Origin of the sequence: Halalkaliarchaeum sp. AArc-GB, from assembly GCF_031432225.1 — an archaeon.
Classification (GTDB): Archaea; Halobacteriota; Halobacteria; order Halobacteriales; family Haloferacaceae; genus Halalkaliarchaeum.
Map to the genome: position 1 here is coordinate 75,834 of NZ_JAVKGM010000014.1, position 16,531 is coordinate 92,364.

General features: G+C 57.4%; 14 protein-coding genes and 14 tRNA genes. 6 read left to right on the plus strand and 22 right to left on the minus strand.

Going from position 1 to position 16,531, the window contains the following annotated elements; genetic code table 11:
* Positions 1-8: 8 nt before the first annotated feature.
* Together RH858_RS12810 and RH858_RS12815 are read left to right on the plus strand one after the other, a co-directional pair.
* Positions 9-440 carry a hypothetical protein gene (locus RH858_RS12810; protein ID WP_259536253.1) on the plus strand — a complete coding sequence of 144 codons (432 nt, stop codon included), beginning with the start codon at positions 9-11 and terminating at the stop codon, positions 438-440.
* A 48-nt stretch (positions 441-488) separates the two neighbouring features.
* Positions 489-563: transfer RNA gene (locus RH858_RS12815), tRNA-Arg, on the plus strand.
* Between the two features lie 280 nt (positions 564-843).
* Here RH858_RS12815 and RH858_RS12820 read toward each other — a convergent pair.
* The 17 genes from RH858_RS12820 to RH858_RS12900 form a co-directional block, all read right to left on the minus strand.
* Positions 844-1,014 carry a hypothetical protein gene (locus RH858_RS12820; RefSeq protein ID WP_256288327.1) on the minus strand — a complete coding sequence of 57 codons (171 nt, stop codon included), beginning with the start codon at positions 1,012-1,014 and terminating at the stop codon, positions 844-846.
* Between the two features lie 352 nt (positions 1,015-1,366).
* Positions 1,367-1,660: a hypothetical protein gene (locus RH858_RS12825; RefSeq protein WP_310562081.1), complete on the minus strand. Its 294-nt coding sequence runs from the start codon at positions 1,658-1,660 to the stop codon at positions 1,367-1,369.
* A 60-nt stretch (positions 1,661-1,720) separates the two neighbouring features.
* A tRNA-Gly gene (locus RH858_RS12830) sits at positions 1,721-1,793 on the minus strand.
* Positions 1,794-1,820: 27 nt separating this feature from the next.
* Complete coding sequence (locus RH858_RS12835) at positions 1,821-3,350, minus strand: TROVE domain-containing protein (RefSeq protein WP_310562082.1); 1,530 nt, start codon at positions 3,348-3,350, stop codon at positions 1,821-1,823.
* Positions 3,351-3,418: 68 nt separating this feature from the next.
* Positions 3,419-3,493, minus strand: a tRNA-Arg gene (locus RH858_RS12840).
* A gap of 424 nt (positions 3,494-3,917) precedes the next feature.
* Positions 3,918-3,993 (minus strand) — tRNA-Glu (locus RH858_RS12845).
* 48 nt (positions 3,994-4,041) lie between these two features.
* Positions 4,042-4,446: a hypothetical protein gene (locus tag RH858_RS12850; protein ID WP_310562083.1), complete on the minus strand. Its 405-nt coding sequence runs from the start codon at positions 4,444-4,446 to the stop codon at positions 4,042-4,044.
* Positions 4,447-4,458: 12 nt separating this feature from the next.
* Positions 4,459-4,529: transfer RNA gene (locus RH858_RS12855), tRNA-Met, on the minus strand.
* A gap of 104 nt (positions 4,530-4,633) precedes the next feature.
* Positions 4,634-4,706: transfer RNA gene (locus tag RH858_RS12860), tRNA-Glu, on the minus strand.
* A 34-nt stretch (positions 4,707-4,740) separates the two neighbouring features.
* Positions 4,741-4,867 (minus strand) — tRNA-Thr (locus RH858_RS12865).
* 4 nt (positions 4,868-4,871) lie between these two features.
* Positions 4,872-4,943: transfer RNA gene (locus RH858_RS12870), tRNA-Tyr, on the minus strand.
* Between the two features lie 3 nt (positions 4,944-4,946).
* Positions 4,947-5,029: transfer RNA gene (locus RH858_RS12875), tRNA-Leu, on the minus strand.
* Positions 5,030-5,060: 31 nt separating this feature from the next.
* Positions 5,061-5,142: transfer RNA gene (locus RH858_RS12880), tRNA-Leu, on the minus strand.
* A 47-nt stretch (positions 5,143-5,189) separates the two neighbouring features.
* A tRNA-Ser gene (locus tag RH858_RS12885) sits at positions 5,190-5,275 on the minus strand.
* A gap of 456 nt (positions 5,276-5,731) precedes the next feature.
* Positions 5,732-5,804 (minus strand) — tRNA-Pro (locus tag RH858_RS12890).
* A gap of 252 nt (positions 5,805-6,056) precedes the next feature.
* Positions 6,057-6,130, minus strand: a tRNA-Asp gene (locus RH858_RS12895).
* A gap of 6 nt (positions 6,131-6,136) precedes the next feature.
* A tRNA-Gln gene (locus RH858_RS12900) sits at positions 6,137-6,212 on the minus strand.
* 687 nt (positions 6,213-6,899) lie between these two features.
* On the opposite strand from RH858_RS12900, the gene RH858_RS12905 reads away from it, so the two are divergent.
* Both RH858_RS12905 and RH858_RS12910 read left to right on the plus strand, forming a co-directional pair.
* A complete protein-coding gene (locus RH858_RS12905; protein ID WP_310562084.1) occupies positions 6,900-7,532 on the plus strand; it encodes a hypothetical protein in 633 nt (210 codons plus the stop codon).
* A gap of 50 nt (positions 7,533-7,582) precedes the next feature.
* Positions 7,583-8,533: a MarR family transcriptional regulator gene (locus RH858_RS12910; RefSeq protein WP_310562085.1), complete on the plus strand. Its 951-nt coding sequence runs from the start codon at positions 7,583-7,585 to the stop codon at positions 8,531-8,533.
* A gap of 40 nt (positions 8,534-8,573) precedes the next feature.
* On the opposite strand, the gene RH858_RS12915 is transcribed toward RH858_RS12910, so the two are convergent.
* The 4 genes from RH858_RS12915 to RH858_RS12930 all read right to left on the minus strand — a co-directional run bounded on the left by RH858_RS12915 (position 8,574) and on the right by RH858_RS12930 (position 13,952).
* Positions 8,574-10,889, minus strand: coding sequence for an Eco57I restriction-modification methylase domain-containing protein (locus tag RH858_RS12915; RefSeq protein WP_310562086.1), 2,316 nt, complete (start codon positions 10,887-10,889; stop codon positions 8,574-8,576).
* A gap of 209 nt (positions 10,890-11,098) precedes the next feature.
* Positions 11,099-11,413, minus strand: coding sequence for a hypothetical protein (locus RH858_RS12920; protein WP_310562087.1), 315 nt, complete (start codon positions 11,411-11,413; stop codon positions 11,099-11,101).
* Between the two features lie 474 nt (positions 11,414-11,887).
* Positions 11,888-13,228: an ISH6-like element ISHala2 family transposase gene (locus RH858_RS12925; RefSeq protein WP_310562088.1), complete on the minus strand. Its 1,341-nt coding sequence runs from the start codon at positions 13,226-13,228 to the stop codon at positions 11,888-11,890.
* Between the two features lie 166 nt (positions 13,229-13,394).
* Positions 13,395-13,952 carry a hypothetical protein gene (locus tag RH858_RS12930; protein ID WP_310562089.1) on the minus strand — a complete coding sequence of 186 codons (558 nt, stop codon included), beginning with the start codon at positions 13,950-13,952 and terminating at the stop codon, positions 13,395-13,397.
* A gap of 180 nt (positions 13,953-14,132) precedes the next feature.
* Between RH858_RS12930 and RH858_RS12935 the strand changes: the two genes are divergently transcribed.
* On the plus strand, positions 14,133-14,594 hold the full coding sequence (locus RH858_RS12935) for a hypothetical protein (RefSeq protein WP_310562090.1): 462 nt from the start codon (positions 14,133-14,135) through the stop codon (positions 14,592-14,594).
* Between the two features lie 46 nt (positions 14,595-14,640).
* On the opposite strand, the gene RH858_RS12940 is transcribed toward RH858_RS12935, so the two are convergent.
* Positions 14,641-15,756 carry a hypothetical protein gene (locus RH858_RS12940; RefSeq protein WP_310562091.1) on the minus strand — a complete coding sequence of 372 codons (1,116 nt, stop codon included), beginning with the start codon at positions 15,754-15,756 and terminating at the stop codon, positions 14,641-14,643.
* A gap of 121 nt (positions 15,757-15,877) precedes the next feature.
* Between RH858_RS12940 and RH858_RS12945 the strand changes: the two genes are divergently transcribed.
* Positions 15,878-16,531: hypothetical protein (locus tag RH858_RS12945; protein WP_310562092.1), on the plus strand; the 654-nt coding region annotated here is incomplete at its 3' end.

Genomic DNA, 16,531 nt, shown 5'->3' on the forward strand with positions numbered 1-16,531 from the left:
AAGTGGACATGACGTTGAGAACGACGGGAAGCGAACGTGCGTTCGTCTGGGCGATCGCGATCGCTCTGACCGTCCAGTTTACGCTACCGGGAGCGATCGCCCGGTCCACCTCGGACGGCTATGCGGTGCTTTTCGGCCTCGCAGCTCTCGGACTTATTTCGGCGGCGGGCTACGGTTACGCCCACGGCGGCGTTGCAGGATCGGTGTTGCTTGCGGTGTCTCCGCTGATCGGTGCAGTCGGAGTCGTCCCCATCGTGGGAGCGGTTGCACCGTTCGTTCCAGTGACGATCCCCGCCGAGACCGGGCTCGCGTGGGAGCTATCGGTCGCGCTTTTGGTCGGGATGGTCGTCGGTGGGTTTGGAACGGTCCTCGGTCGCGGCATGCGTCGGCTCCGTTCGCGAGAGCATCACCAGCGCGACTCGGGGACGGCCAGTGGGTAGCCGACGAACCGCGGAACTTAAGCGGATGAGCCTACAATCGGATTTCGAGGGCGCTTAACTCAGCTTGGACAGAGTGCTTGGCTTCGGACCAAGATGTCGCGGGTTCAAATCCTGCAGCGCCCATCATTCTGCGTGACGGGCAACATTTGGCAGACGGCGGTACGGCGCTTATAAAGGAACCCCTCTTCGGCCGTTTTGATTTCATCACGTTTCGGAACGGGGGTCGCCGGTGTCATGCGATTCGCTTGCATTTGAATGACACTGTGAGGACATAATTCTTGGGTAGAGGGTGTAATTGGCGGCGCGCGCGAGAGGTTTTGCCGTCCAACTTCGACTCTCATCCCACCACGCACCTCAGCAATTCAGATAGAATTCCTTCTGCTTCCGCGCAATTCCTCGCCCCTCAGAGTTCCTGTTCCAGCCTCTCGAAGAGGGTGCGCCATCGTTCGGGCACATCATCAGTGTCGTACACCCCTTCGTTCGCTAATTCTAAGAGCCGGACGGCTTCGGCGTCGGTGAGGTTCTGCAGATCCAACTCCTCCACGGTCTTTTCGCGCGCCCATTCCGTGCTCATTGGCCGGTCACGTTGGATGGCCCCATAGAAGTGGAACCAGAACATGAAATTGTCTTCGGACGGTACGGGCGGGCTCTGATCCTGACGGACTCGGTCGGGGATCAGCGGAAGTGACGGTACTGCTGAGAGAGCACCGAGGAACGACCGTCGAAACATGCCGTCGACAAAGTGACTCCTCTTCTAAAATCTACCTCCGCCTCGTGGTACACTCTCGTGTACGTACTCACGTACATACGTAGGTACATGAGAGGGTACCTACGTTGTGCAGTTCCACTATTCAGGTTGTACCGCAGACACTCGTCTACTCCGAATCAACGTCGGACTTGTCGCTCACTAGTGTGTTCATGACGCCTCATCCGATCCGTTCGATTGACTCAAGGCCGGGGACCTCGACAAGCCGTCTCCTCATCTCCGCATTGGTCATTGTACTGGTCCAGCAAAGCGTGATACCGATGGTGATGACCGTTGCCGAAAGCTTCGGATCGATACCGTGCAGATCGTCAACCGTGACGGTATTGATGTCCTCGGCCCGCAAGAGGCGCTCTTCGGCGTCGGTGACGAGATCGCTGTCTTCACCACACGGGATGCGGATTGTGACGACAGCAGTCGTCGTCGGTTCGGGGTCGTTGTCACTGGAGATTGCCATGATGTCGCCTCTGTTGAAGAGCGTCGCCCGGGCTATCTGATTCACGAGCTGCGCTCTGAGTGCGCGAGGGGCGATTCGAACGCCCGTCTCGGTCGTGGCACGACCGCGTGATACCGAACTACACTATTCGCGCTTGACGAAGAAAGATGAGAGAGCAACGCTATGCAGGTTCGAACGCGTCGATCTCATCGATGACCTGCTTCGGGTTTTCGGCGTGTTCGATGAACGAGAGGACGTTCTCGGACCAGCCGGAGACGTTGTAGACGTTCTCGTATCCCTCCGGCGTCACGAGGTCGCCGTAGGACGCAAGATCGACGAGATACAACGCGGTGTCCGAGGAGACCTCGTTCCGATACGCATCGAACGCCGCCTTGACCGTCTGGTTATCACGCGCCGTGAATGGCGTGCTGTCCCAGATCTGCATGTCGGTGAAGACGACGACTCGCTCAATGGGCTCTTCACGCTCGCGGAGATACTCCAATGCCTTCCAGCCGTTCGTCGAGTTCCCGACATCCTCATCGATGGCCAGCACCGCATCTTGACGCTGCAGTACTGGCGTGTCCACGTGCATCGGAACGGTCTGGAAGTCGTCACCGAACCCGCCGATCTCGGCACCTTGGTCGGCCAGGATCGCCCCGAACAACGCACCGATCTCCTTCAGCCTGAGCGTGCTGTTCTTGGACAGCACCATGTCCATCGACCCTGAGAGGTCCACGGCGACAAACGTGTCTCCGAGCCCGTCAGGCACCGTCTCGACAGCAACGTCGATTGCGTCCTCCAGCCACCGCTCGACCGCTGGTGCCTGGACGTCAGCATTCTGGAGTGCGGTGTACGCCTGGTAGTACCGGAACGGGTACAGTGGCGCGTGCCGCACCGCCTCCAAGTCGAGGTGGTCCACGACGGTGTCCTCGTCGACGCCTGCTTCGAGCATGTTCCGGAGGTTCCGGATCGACGCGAAGATCGGCAGCGTGTACGCGTCGTCCTCGATGAGCGTCTCCCACGCGTCTCGGGTGTTGCCGCGCTCAGAGATAACTGTCTCCCAAGTGTTCGGCGACGGCAGTGGTTCGACGTCGGGATAGTCGTCGAGATCGCCGCGCATGAACCGCTCGAACAGCACCTCCTGGTCGGCGTCGACCGGCTTAGGGTGGACGCGATTGAACACGTCGTGCAGCGTCACCTCGCGCCGCGACAGCTCGTACTTGCCCAGGGTGTAGGCGTCCGTCATCGAGACGAGCGCGTCTTCGACCCCACGTCGAAGCGGCCACGGGGCAGTCCCGCCGAACAGCTGGTCGTGGATGGCGAGCACGGTTGCCGTCTCGTCCATTCGCTGGATGATCGTCGGGGCCCACTCGCGGATGAGTGACTCGGGTGAGTCGTCCTTGAACCGGTTGTCGTTGGCTGCCAGTACGAGCAGGACCTGTGGAATGTCCCGTAGGTAGAGTTCCTGGCGCGCGTACGCGGCGAGTTTCAGGACGAACTCCGGATCCTCGTCTGCCGCGGCGTCGAACCGTCGGACGACAGCAGCGAGTTGTTCGTCATCGGTTTCGTAGAACGAGCCCTCCAGCAGTTGGTTGATCGTGCGCTTGTACAGTGCGAGTCGAGGGTCCGCAGGCTCGAACGCTTCCCCACCTTCGTAGTTGGTGGTTCGCGTCGCCTCCGCGACCGTTTGCTTTGGCCTGTTGAATTCCATACTATCACGCGGAGCCGCAACAGGCGACTCCGATACTGGTGCTGCTCACACGTGGTGCGAGCAGCGAGTGTTCCCGGCACGATTCGAACGTGCGACACCCGGCTTCGAAGGCCGGTGCTCTGTCCTGCCTGAGCTACGGGAACATGAGAGTGGCCGGGAAACTGCCGGAGCGAAAGACGGGATTCGAACCCGTAGAGTGCCATTGAAGTATCGCTCCGGTTCGACGACCACTGGCGACACGGCGACCGGAACACTATCGGAGCGGAACCGGTGTCGAAAGCACCCTCGTGCTCTCTTTGTCCGGAATGTTCTCGATGGACGAGGCCACCGACAGGATTTGAACCTGCGAGTTCCTGGCGAAGCAACGCTCCGACTCGACGGTCGCCACGTGCGGTCGGAAAACCGACGGCGCGACGGGCTATGACTCCCGGTGTGCCTTGCGGGCTGAAGGAACGCACCGCCTCAACGACCACACGTTGGAGGAACTAACGGTGACAGTGTCTCAGATCCGCGTCTGCACCTTGATGGTGTAACAGAGGGAAGCGCTTCTCACCGCCAGTCCCCGAGTGCTCCCGAGGGGAATCGAACCCCCGACCTCCAGCTTGAAAGGCTGGTGTCTCTCGCCAACGGAGACTCCGGGAGCGCCGCTAGTAGCAGAACCAAGGTCTGAGTTACGGCGGACAAATACGGGTCAACGCACCCGTTCGAAGCCTTCGAGTTGCCCGTGCGTGAACGTCACCTGGTACGTGACCAGTGAGTCGAGATCCTCGAAGGAGCGTTTAATTTCGAAGCGGCCATGGTAATCGTTCCGCTTGATCCAGCCGTCGTGGACTCGGTTGAGACAGCCGGCCATATAGAGAAAGTCGCCCTCTTCGACATCTTCACGAGTCGCGTATGGCCGGTCTTCGGGCGGCACGTCTTCTGTATGCCACTCCTCTTCGAAGAGATGACCATCCGCCGTAATCCGAAATGTGGTCATGGTCGGTCGGTCGATGCCTTTCGTCTGCCAGTCGACGTCCTCGGCAGGAGTGACCTCATCGGGGTACTCCGGCAGGTGGACGTCATCGTAGAGTTCCACTGTATCGAATAGTCCCATTGTTGTCCTCCATTGCGGAACCAGGAGTCGAACCTGGACCTCGGGGATATGAGCCCCGTGGACTGCCATTACCCTATCCCGCAGCACCACAATTCGGAACTCACTCATGGGCATCTCTCATTCCTCCACAGCTGTCCGTCCCTCAGTCTAGTCGGCTGGAAGTGAGAGGTCTCGGACTGTTGGAGAATGCTCCAGCCCGGATTCGAACCGGGGGCTAGGCCGTGAGAGGACCGTGAGTTTGGCCGCTACTCCACTGGAGCAGAGTGACCTCGCCCGCCAAGGGTCATCGGTCAGTGGGACGGGCAGGATTCGAACCTGCGTGTTCTCGTTACAAGTGAGATGAAGGAACTCTCTCCGTCGCACCGGTTCTCCGGCGAAAACTCGGCGAGAGTGTGTGAATGCCAGGCTCTTCCACCGCCCCGAAGTCTCTCCGGCACGACTCGAACGTGCGTCTCCTCCTCTACAGGGAGGCGTCGTGACCGCTCGACTACGGAGAGAAATGTCGCCGCGAGGATTCGAACCTCGGAAGGACCTACGCCAGCGGTTCTGAGCCGCTTCCCGTTGACCACTTGGGTACGGCGACAGGGAATCGTCTACCGGTACAGTGACCCGCATGCCGCCACCAGGATTCGAACCTGGGAAGGACTAACTACACGGTCCTCGACCGTGTCCGTTTGACCACTCTGGCATGGCGGCGCAATTCGAGAATCGCTAACGACTCTGCGAATCACTTCGGCACGCAGCGGCGGGAGAGTGATTTGAACACTCGTGCCCTCGCGGACGCCGCGCTTCCAACGCGGTCCCTTGGCCGGGCTAGGGAAATCCCGCCAACAGTGAGACAGAGGTTCGAACTCCGAAGCCTCGCAGCTCTCGGTTTCAAACCAAGCGCAGTCACCAATCTGCTTGTCTCACCACACGCCGTCGGAGCAAGCTCCGACGAGCCCCCTTCGCGTTACTCACGGGCTGTCGGAAGATGCGTATTGCTCAGCTTCTGACCCTCGCTTTCGGGGTGAGTGAGTTCACCAGCACCCAGTCACGGCAGGGCCGAATGGCGGTCACCTCGTTCCGTGAAAGTACGTGCCTTCGTCGGTGACGCAAATTCTCACACTTCCAATCGTGTCGATGGACGTTGTTTCACCGAGTGGAACGTGGCGGAACGCTTCTTTCTCGCAGTCAGGGCAGACATTCTTTGGCATCACGCCGTGTCCCGGAGTTGAACCGGGAACCCGTCGCCGGGGCTGGCGTAGCAGGCCAGTGGGGTCACCATTCCCCAGACACGGCACACTGAGCCGACGAGGATTCGAACCTCGGTCCTGTGCGCCCAAGGCACAGATCGTCGTCCGCTGGACTATCGGCTCACGGATACTGCCGAGCGTTCGGCAGTTAGTTATCTATCTGTACGACTGTTTCCAACTGCGCAACCACGAACGGGTAGTCGTGATTACGTGTCTCATCGCGGGGGCGTACTTCGGGTGCTCCCGGGAATACCACACCGGCTCATGTAGGTTGCAGACCCTGCTGGGCCCAGCATCGTGGGAACGATCCAGCTGATCGCACCAACGGGCTGCCTACCTCAATGGGTATCCCCACGTGGCCACGCCACGCATCCACGCCGACGCCGGGATTTAAACCCGGATCACGGCCGTGACAGGACCGTATGCTCGCCGGATTACACCACGTCGGCATGCAGTCGCCCCGGCCGGAATCGAACCGGCGACCTCCGGATTCAAAGTCCGGCGTCCCTCGCCAACGGAGACTCCGGGGCTCGACGTAGCCGCAGCTAACGCTGCGGGGGATGTGTGCTAGCGACTCCTCGTACGCTCAGCGCGTACGGAATCGCTCGTTCGTTCCACGGTCAGGAACGAACCCAGACCAAACTGCCGCGAGCCTTGTCCAATTCACTCGCGTGACGCTGTGAGCCAAGCGAGTACTAGGCGAAAGCAGGCGGCAATCCCGTGTTCCCCAGCCCCTGACGGGTAGTCCGCGTGGGAGCCGGGTTATGCGGGTGAGAGTGTCCGGAGATCGCCGGAGTGCGTCGCACTTTCGCGTTCGATGGCGACGCAAGCCCAGTGATTCCCGGCCGAACTCTTCGCACGCTGGTCTTGTAGATACTCGCCGAACACGCGACCCGCGGCTAAGCGAGAACGAGCACGCCGCGATTTGAAGCGAGTATCGACCATGTTGCGAAATTCTCCGTTTTCGAGATTTGTTTCGGACGTCAATTACGGGATATCGTGGCAACTGTATTAAAGTTAGTCAGAGTGTGGTAACCACAGACAAGGAGGTCGTGAAGTCCTGCGCCAGGTACATTGTTAGAGGTCACTGCTGGAGTGCACAGAAACTATTTACAGTAAACGGCTGTCTGTTAGAACAGATGGTTGGTCTCCCGTCGGTCGAGTTCTAGCCGGGGACCCAGTCACAGTGTGTGACTGATGGTTCTCGGTTAGAGACCAATGACCGAGAATACTGACGCAGGCAAGTCTGACCAGACAGAGTGTAGCGACGCGCCTCCTCAACCGATTGACCCGACCGACTGTTCTTCGTGTCGGGAGACAACCTCCATCCTGGCGTGCGATGCGTGCAACACCACGCACTATGCCGAACTCCACGATGTCTCGCTTGGTGACTCTGAGTACGATGTGTGTAGCGACTGCCTCCAGTTGCTCGTCGATCAGGTCGAGCGATACTACTGGTGGGAACGACTGACTGAGGCGCACTACAACCGCGCAGCGGAATTTCTCCGGTCACTTGATGAAGTTTGGTGCGTCAAGGATCAGGCGTACGCTGGCGGCGAGCTGTGGATTCATACGCCCTATTGTGATGCGGCAGTCGTCAGAGATGTTTGCGACCACTTCGGGTTCCAAATCCGGTGGTTCAGCGTCGTGACTCCCACTAACGAAGAATTTGATTGCATCTCCGAGCATGGTCCCTGTATCGAAATTAACCTCACCTACACGAATCGGCCCTTGAATCCGCTTCCGTTAGAATACGACATCCAGGATGACGTGACGTACCACGAGATCGAGTGGCTCGAAAACCATCACCGTCTGTTCGACCCAACGACTGATTGGAGTAGGCTACCGTAAATCAATTCTCGGTAACACTTATTAGTGATTCACTATTTTATTTTACAGCAGTGCTTACGAACGCGAGACTCGAACTCATCGATGCCCTTCACGGTGGGCGTAAAGCGACCGTCCACGAGCTCGCAGACGAAACTGGGCTCAGCACTTCGCAGATCTACCGGACGGCCGACGAGTTACTCACCGAAGGGCTCATTGACGAGTCCAGAGGGCACCACAATCAGCGGCTTCTGTGCGTTACTGGCCACCCCGTGATCGAAGCGTACCGAAGTCTGGTCTCTAAACTGGGGCACGTTGACTGGCCCGAGTTGCTCTCGCCGGCAACAATGCGCATTTGCTGGTTTCTGGATGAACCTCGACGCGCAACAACAATCGCAGATAGACTCGACATCACGCGACAGGCGGTCCACCACGCGTTGGATCCGTTGAAATATCGCGCGATGCTCTCCCCATCCGGGCCGGAGTACGCGCTCGTCCCCAGCCTACAACCGTTATACGACTTCGCAGAAGCCGTTATCCTCCACGAGCACCGCGCCCGTGTCCGGCGTCTCGCGCCAAGTGCAACAGTCGAGTGGTTCGATCCTGAGCGGGCACTTGTCCACGTCCACACCAAAGACGACACCGCGGCTCTCCAAGCCGCTGACGAGTGGGAGATGACCGGGCTTGCGCGGTTCGCCGCATTCGACCTGCAGTTCTTCCTGGCAGGTGAACCGGCGTTTTGGTACGCACCAGACGAGCCCCTCACGCCTGCCCAAATTGTCTGTCACAGCCTCGTGAACGATACTGGGTCAAGGCGAGTGAGCTACGCGCTCCTCCTCATCGAGCACGTACAAATCGATGAGGAAGAGCTATGCAATACCGCAACATGGTACGGTTTGGAATCCACAGTCTCGGATCTGTATGCGTTTCTCAAGGACGGGACCGAGAAGCGGAGTGGTGGCGACACAGTGCTTCCGAATCCTACCGAGTATGAGTCGTTGAAGTCACAGTACGGAGTCGTGTAGCTGATAGAGCTATTCCTTGGCAGAAAAACTGACTAGACAATCAGATTACTTGCTGGAGCAGACTGTTGAGACGCTCTAACACCGATTCACAATCGCCATTTTCTCTGGCAGTTTCGCACAACTCGTCGAATAGGTCGGCCAGAGTCGCCACGATTGGCTCTTTGAGCGATGTCGGATCGATAACAGGGAGTTCGTTGAGCGCATTGATGCTGAGTTTCTCGTAGCCGCCTTGCTGCGGTTGTGTCTGCGTCTGGATCACCTGCTGTCCGATGTTGCTATTCAGGTACGCGAGCAACGCTTTCAGTTCAGTTTCATCAAGGGACACGTCGTAGAATCCACGGAAGTTGTTGATGTTTCTCGCCGTTGTCTCGTTGAGGATGAAGGTGAAACCGTCTCGACCGGCGTCTTGCACCAAGAACCGAGGTGAGGCTTGTCGACGGGGTCGATACCAGTACGGGCGGTTCTCGATTACGTTCGCTCCGAGTGAGCTGGTCCGGTAGACACTATCCTGTAGATACGAAACGACGTTCGACATCTCGCCGTCGCTGTTCCTCGGGAGCGAGTCAGCGTTGAATAACACTTGCTTCTCGAAGTCCTCCCGTGACTGCCGGACTCCTGGTAGTTCGTCCGGGTTTAGTAGCCAGACCTCCTCACCAGCAGTTCGTAGTTGTTCCCAGTCCTCCTTACGGAAGTCGTACCCGTTGACGAGCCTTGGTTGACGAATGAGTCGAGACAAGTGTTTCTCAGAGATTCCGGACTCATCGACTTCGTTCTGAGTCAGGCAGAAAAACGTCACATCGCCGGTGGACTTCCCGCGGTGGATCGTGACGAACTCGCCGAGCTCAGTCAGCTCGCTTGTATCAACGTCGCAGGGATCGAATAGTGCTGCCCAGTTTTGCCCGGGTACGAGATCCGCTTGCGGCACGTGATTGATGAATCCCCACTCAGTCTCACCCTGCTCCCCATTCTGCACCGCGTTACGAAGCGTACTCGAATCGATGGACTCGTCCACGCGAATGAAGCGCGTCACACCCTCGTTACCACCAGAACATGCTTCTAAGAAGCAAACGAGTGCAGTGACTTGGGCGTCCTCGAAAACCGATTCGCCTTCTGGGTCGAACTGAACGAGCGCGGTGATGGAAAACTCGTCAAGTAGGAACTGTTTGAGTGAGTCGCCGTAGGCCGTCGTGAGGAAACTATCCGGCGTGAGGAACGCTGCACGGTCGCCCGAAGATAGGAACGACCGACTATGGTACATGAAATACGTGTAGAGTGGTGATCGCGCACTGACGTCGATTCCTGTCGATTGCTCCATGTCGGCGTTGATCTGTTCTTTGTACTCTTTCGGGAGCGCATCCCCGCTCGTGTATGGGGGGTTACATACGATCCCGCCAATATCGTGTTGTAGTTCGTCTGGATCAAGATTGAGGAAGTCGTGTGTTCGCGGCGTATTCAGCTGTCCACCCAAAGTGAGTGCTGTCGCGCCCATGACCCGAGCGAGGGGGCTACGTTCGATCCCGTCGACGTGCGTGGGGTCAGTGTTTAGACTCCAGCGCGGGTGAAACGCGCTGGATAGTACGCCGGCTCCCATTCCAGGGTCGAGAAGGTGGTCGACATCGCGGTTAGCCCAGGACTTCATCGTCACTGCAATTTCCGGCGGTGTCCGAAACTGCCCGAGTGACTGTCGATACTCGCTCGGTGTTAGCTCCGCGTAGAGCTTCCCAATATCTTCCGTTGGCTGGGGTGAGAAGAGCAATCGATCCCGGTGAGCCAACGTAGATTTCAGGAGGTCCTCATCAGCCAGTTCTGTGACGTGGTCAAGAATGAACTGATTGAATGCTCTGTCTCCTGTCTGCTTCCGTGCGTTGTGAAACGCCTGTTGTACCGAATTGGAGAGTGGTGGAACGATGCCGTGAAACCGGTACCATTCGTACATCGTCGCTTTTAGGAGAACATTCAGGACGGCGTGTCGCGCAACAGTTCTCTGTACCTCCACTGTTTCTATCGACCCGATTCCGTGCAGTTCGCACCACTCCTGGAGTTGCTTGTGGAGCGACTCGGACAATTTCCTATTGAATGCTGGAGTGATGGTGCCTGCTGCCCGTTGAATGTCCTTGATGAGTTCATCCGTGACGACGGGCGCGAATGTTTGAGAGGCTGAGTCCCACTCGTAGCTGAGTCGGTCGAGTACACGCTCGGTGACTCGGTTCTTTACTGCGGGTTTCCACACCTCGATTCCTACGTCTGCAGCGGTCTGGTACAGCTCTCGCTTCGAGAACGGTGCTGGAATCTCGTGCCGATCACCTGTCAACTTCTGGATGACGGCGTCTACCTGTTCATGCCGCCGTGCGTCCAATCCTACTGGGGTAACCGGTGAGCGGTCTCCCCCACCACCCGTCGCCGGAGACGGGACAGGGGTCTGAGGATACGGACGAGCGTTATCACTCGTTCCGCGACGGTGGAGTCGCTTGATTTCTTCTAGGTCCCTCATATTCCTCGCTGCGGGCACGATCCGCAGTACGCCAGCCACTCAGAGAGGAGTGGTTTCCGAGGCAGTCGCTGGAACTACGTTTCGATCAAGTGACCGAATTCCTCGACGACGGTCTCACCGTCAATGCCGCGTTCTTCGCACCAGTCTAGCGCTGCTTCCTCATCGAGCGGTTCGATCTCCGCACTGCCCGTCGTGCCGCCTCCGCTACACGGCTTGGCGTATTGGGTTGCCGCACCGCCCTCGCAGTGGAGGAAGTACTCCCCGTCCGAGGTCTCGTATAGCGTTTCGACGAGGTAGTAGAGATCACCTCGATCCGTGTTTGAGGCATACTGGGCAATTTGCTCGGCTCGGTCCGTGTCGTACAGTTTTCGGTCGATGACGCGCTGCATTGCACACCTTGACATGACCTGGTTGTATTAAAGGGTTAGCCCTGAGAACCCGAGATTTCTAACGCTACAGGCCGTTAGAACCCGAAATCCGGACTCACAGTACGACCGCCCGACTCACAGCACGACTATATCGGGCAAAACGGTCTCAGAGCCCACCAGCCGGGGGGTAGAAAGTAAACAGCGACATGGATTCTTCAGAACCGCTTGATATGGCTATGACTCACCGAACATCTACGAGAGAGCAACGAATCACTCACGCACGTCCGGACATCATCCTCTGCCGCAGTCATCGGAACAGCAACCCTGTCGCACTCATATTCTTGATATGTTTTCTGGACACCCCCCGTGTTGACAGTGAGAAATCCTGTCCAATATGGCCTGTACTGGCTGGAAAATTCTGGACACACCCCGTGCTGACTGGCGATGACGATCCATCAAATAGATGCTAATTTCTTGGTCCCGTCCCAAAGTCGTCTAGAGTTCGCCTCTGGTAGCTTCAGTTGACACCTCCATCGTGATGGCTGTTTTGGCTGAGCGCTCGAGCAGTTCGTCGGCGAACGCCGCGAACTGCTCGGGATCGGCATACTGCACCAGATTCAACCAGAGAAGCGACTCTAGCCCCGCTTCTGACCACCGCATCCATTGATTCTTACACCGTTTCGAAACTTCACCCATGGCTCGTTCGACCACGTTCGATGTCCACGGAACCTGCTGTTGGTCAAGCGCGAGCTCCGCGAACGTTACGGTTGCTTCCGCCCATTCCCGGAGGTACGCCGCTGCTTTCGGGGAGTCTTGACGCTCTAACCTCCAGGATTCTTTCCGAAGGTTCTCGAGCGTTTGGTCGATCCGCTCGCGGATCGCCAAACGCTCATTCCTCGGTGCATGAAGTGCGACAGAGTTCTTCAGATGGAACAGATCATTCGTAACGCCAGAGACGATCGCTTTCCGCTCGGAGAGCGAAAACGCATCGTCTTTCCAGAGCTTGTACCCGAGCGTTCGACCGACGTGAACGAGATCGAGCTGGTGAGATCGGTCACCATTCTCGAACGCATCGACGAGCGCATTCTCGGCGTCACTGACGACCGTCGCGTCGTCAGTGATCGCCTCGGTCTCCTCGAGAGTCGCTGCTGTCTCATCCCAAGAATCGTTGAGATTGACGTCTAGAAGCGTCGTTTCCGTGTCTTCCTCGGTGGTCTGTCCGAGGGTGACGTTGACGTCGTGGTACGTGCAGTGATCGTCCTGGCTATGACACTTCGTTCCGTCAGGAACGACAGTGTCTGCGTTCGTCCCAGGAAGCCGACCACGAACGAAGTCACCGAGTTTGCTGCCGTACTCGCGGACTCGCCGGTTGATCGTCGTTTTCGAAGGCATCGGAGTGAAGCCGTCGCCGTGGGCGACGGCATCACGAAAGCTGAGCGACGTAGCGAGGTCGGTACTCTGGAGCGAAACATCCTCTTGATAGATGCGTTGTCCGTCGAATTCGACGAGGTCCTCGAGTGGCCGGAAGTAGGTTGGATCGTCCTCAGTGGCAGCGGTATCTTTGACGTGGTGGAGCGTGAATTCGTGTTCTCCAGCAGTTGTAACGGCTGTACGTGTCGTGGTGCCAGCGCGCTGGAAACGGCGGTCGCCGTTTCCGCGCGCGTGTTTCTCCCCGCAATACGCCTCGACGAGACGCTCGTCGAGGCTTCTGACGATCTCCTCGAGGATAGTGGCCTCAAGCTGAATCTCGGTAAGAGATTCAGCGAGCGTGGCAAGCGGTAGCGTTTTGTCTGGGTCGAGACTAACTGTGAATTGCGCGTCGATTGTGGCGTGCATGGGTCACTTCGGGGTAGGTACCAGAGGTGACCCCGTTTCCACAGGAGTCAGTTACGACTCTAGACGAGTTTGGGACACGACCAATTTCTTACTCCGGCAAGAACTAACTGTCCGTCTGAAACCTACCTGACTCGTCTGAGCTCCTCTTTTGATTCTTTACGAGCAGTTAACGAAAGTCGTCGGGTGAGAGGACGTCTTGTGGCTCCACATCTTTTGGGAGCCCATCTTCGCCAAGTGGTCTAAAGATATAGGAATCGTCAAGATAGTCGTTTTCGAGGAGTTCACGGAGTTCTGCCAACGTCACATCTTCACCCTGCTCTATCTTCCTCAGTAATCGGTGGCGTGCTTCCCGTGGCAACCCGCAGTGAAGATCAAGCTTGAAATCAAGCACCTCGTGCCGGTCATCAAGCCCCTTCTCGATTCCATTCTGGAGGACATCTCGAAACCGGTCATTAGTGGAATACCCTGGAGAATCCGGTGCGTAGGCGCACATCCGGTAGATAAACGCGATAGCGTTTTCTGCGGCGTCAAACGCTTGCGTGTTTGTTTCACCTGATTCTGTGACGAGTTGGGTTACGTCTCGTTCTTCGAGCTCTGCTGCGAGGTACTCAAAGTCGTAGAGGCCGTTCCTGACCCTGTCTCGAACCCGTTTCCTGGTGTTCCGCTCGCTATCACTTTGTAGTGACTTTCGTCCAGCGAGGTAATCACGGTCGTCTGTGGTCAAGATCCCGCGTTGTCTATCCGGCCCAGTCATAACTCATTCCGAACACGGTCTCAGTTGATTATAAAGAATTCCCGGGAACCGTCATCGGGTTCCGATTACAGTGTTCTCGAATTTACTATTCCGCTCTCTGTCGACCTCACGAATGCACCGCGCCGCAACCAACCACCGCACACCCAGACCATGCCAACAGACGAAGAAATCAAAGCAAGAATCGAGACAAACTCAACCCGCTACGGACACGGCAAAACGCCACAGGACGTGTTTGAGGACCAACTACGCCCTCAAGCATACGAGCTGATTGACGCACTTGCTGCCAGCGAACACCTCTCCAAGAAGGAAGCCATCGCGTTCGTACAACACCACCTCGTAAGTACCCCAACTAGGGTAGAACTGGAAGGTGAATCTGAAGAATTCGATAACCCAGCAGAACTGAAATCGTACGCCCTCCAAGGAAAGCATAAGGTCGCGCAAGCGATCTGGATCTACGAGCTCATCGACGCCTACCGACACCCCAAGCCGCCCGAAGAATGCCGTGAATGTGGAAAATCAATCGGTAACACTTGGATCGGGCATCCAGACAAAGGCGAACCAGGCGTCCTCTGCGAAGACTGCGCCGGCATAGACCCTCACTCCGGTCTCTAAGGCCCGTCACCGGTCTGCATACGTGGACTAACAGAAACGAATCCCCTTATACGAGATTTATCGCCTGTTCGGTCAACCGGTAGCGATACGCCGGTCGGACAAACACGATCTGCCCGTAATCTTCTGATTTCGTGACTTCCTTAGAGGACTCAATCGCTTCGACAGCCGTATTGAGTCGCTCCACTGGGTCACCGGACCGAAGATAGTTGATGACCTGTTCTGGCTCGATATCGAACTCCGTAGCCAGGATACTTCGAATTGTTCGACCAGCGCCGTCAGCGACGGCGACAGACGGTGCTGACACCCGGGTCTGCGGACCGTCCCGCTCTGCAGCGTCTTCAGAAAGCGCTGTGACCTGCAGTTCGTCGTCGATGTGCGCGATCAACGCATCCAGGTTTGCTTCCGCTTCCTCAGTCACCTGCCCATTCACGATGTCGTCAAGCCGCTCGCTAATCGCAAAGACGTCCGGTCCGGGCGGCGCGGTCTGGGCAAGCACTCCAGCATCGACGAGGTGATTCAGTACTGTTCGCGGTTGGTACTCGATGTCGACATCAAGCGAGTCCAGCAGTTCTGTTCGCTTGATTCCCTCTTGCTCGGGACCGATCCCTGCGTTGTAGAACGCCTTTGCAACGCTTACCTGATCGTCGACGCTGTGTGTGTTCCCCTTTCGTTCCTGGATATACCGCTCCAAGCGGTCGAAATCTGTGTCGTCATCCTCGTCAATCGTGAGTGCGTCTCTGACTGTGTCTGGAAGTTCTGGACGCGGCGCATCACGGTGCCGTTGGGCTTTCTCCGATAGGCGCGTGTTGTCGTAGAGGGCACGCGCTACGGGGAGCCCACGGAGGTAATTGTACTCGTAGAGGATTTCCACACCGTGTTCAGTCAGGCCGTAGAACTGACTGGGGAGATCGCGCGCGTCCTCATTCGGAGGGCACCGATAACAGTCAATGATATCGTTGTCACTGAGAACCTCCAGCTGATCCCTGATTGCGGCCTTGTTCTTCGGCATCATGTACGCCAACTCGTCGAGTGAGGGGAGATGCTCTGGGTGGCCAAGGATGAACTGCAGAATCAAGTGCCGCGTCTCTTGGGATAGAAGGTCGTAGATCTGCCGCTGTTCTTCGAACGGGCCGCCACCCTCCGCGGCAGGCGCATCACTCATAGTCTCACTTGGGGGTACCTCGGCGACGCGAATAATACTTTGGGTCAACTGATGTAGTTAATCGGCGTATTAGCCATATTGGTTGACAACCTATTTATCCATCCCCCAAGGAGCACACAGTATGGCTGACCCCGGCCCGCCTCCAAATGCAACAGAGATCATGGAGAGCGTGAACGACGCGCTCCAGGGTCTCGAATTAGAACCTCACGAAACGTCGGAAATACTGGGGTTCGCTAACCGAGAACTCCCGCACCTCCACACACCCGAAGACTCGTACTTTATCCTTGGCAGCTACCGCGACCCATACCTTCGACGGCTCCGCATCGTCCAGAACGAACTAGACAAGCGCCTCGGTACATACCCGTTCCTGATGGCCGATCTCTCCGAGTTGGATATCGACCGGCTCCCCGTCTTCCGCATCCGATTCACTCTCCTCGCCGCGCATGCCGATACTATCGTCGCTGTGTATGAACAGGACGCCGGGGGCGAAGTCACCGAACTCGGGAAGATCAGCACGACACCATACTTCGACAAATCGTACGTACTGCCGCGAGACTACGCGTGGATGACTGAACAGAATCTCGCTACGGAAGCAGACGTCATCGCGGCTGCCGCGACGATCTACTTCAACGACGATCTCGACGAAGCGGCTACCGAAGAAGAGCTGGACTCACTCATCACTGCAGCCAACAAGAACGACATCAGCCTCACGACACCCGATCTCATCGACCGATTAGAGGATCGAGAGGACAGTGAACAGGCACCTGTCTCATAT

Bases quoted from the DNA above. Each gene is read 5' to 3' on its own strand.
- RH858_RS12825 (WP_310562081.1), bottom strand. From the start codon at position 1,660: ATGGCAATCTCCAGTGACAACGACCCCGAACCGACGACGACTGCTGTC.
- RH858_RS12925 (WP_310562088.1), bottom strand. From the start codon at position 13,228: ATGCACGCCACAATCGACGCGCAATTCACAGTTAGTCTCGACCCAGAC.
- RH858_RS12850 (WP_310562083.1), bottom strand. From the start codon at position 4,446: ATGGGACTATTCGATACAGTGGAACTCTACGATGACGTCCACCTGCCG.
- RH858_RS12810 (WP_259536253.1), top strand. From the start codon at position 9: ATGACGTTGAGAACGACGGGAAGCGAACGTGCGTTCGTCTGGGCGATC.
- RH858_RS12905 (WP_310562084.1), top strand. From the start codon at position 6,900: ATGACCGAGAATACTGACGCAGGCAAGTCTGACCAGACAGAGTGTAGC.
- RH858_RS12820 (WP_256288327.1), bottom strand. From the start codon at position 1,014: ATGAGCACGGAATGGGCGCGCGAAAAGACCGTGGAGGAGTTGGATCTG.
- RH858_RS12835 (WP_310562082.1), bottom strand. From the start codon at position 3,350: ATGGAATTCAACAGGCCAAAGCAAACGGTCGCGGAGGCGACGCGAACC.
- RH858_RS12940 (WP_310562091.1), bottom strand. From the start codon at position 15,756: ATGAGTGATGCGCCTGCCGCGGAGGGTGGCGGCCCGTTCGAAGAACAG.
- RH858_RS12920 (WP_310562087.1), bottom strand. From the start codon at position 11,413: ATGCAGCGCGTCATCGACCGAAAACTGTACGACACGGACCGAGCCGAG.
- RH858_RS12935 (WP_310562090.1), top strand. From the start codon at position 14,133: ATGCCAACAGACGAAGAAATCAAAGCAAGAATCGAGACAAACTCAACC.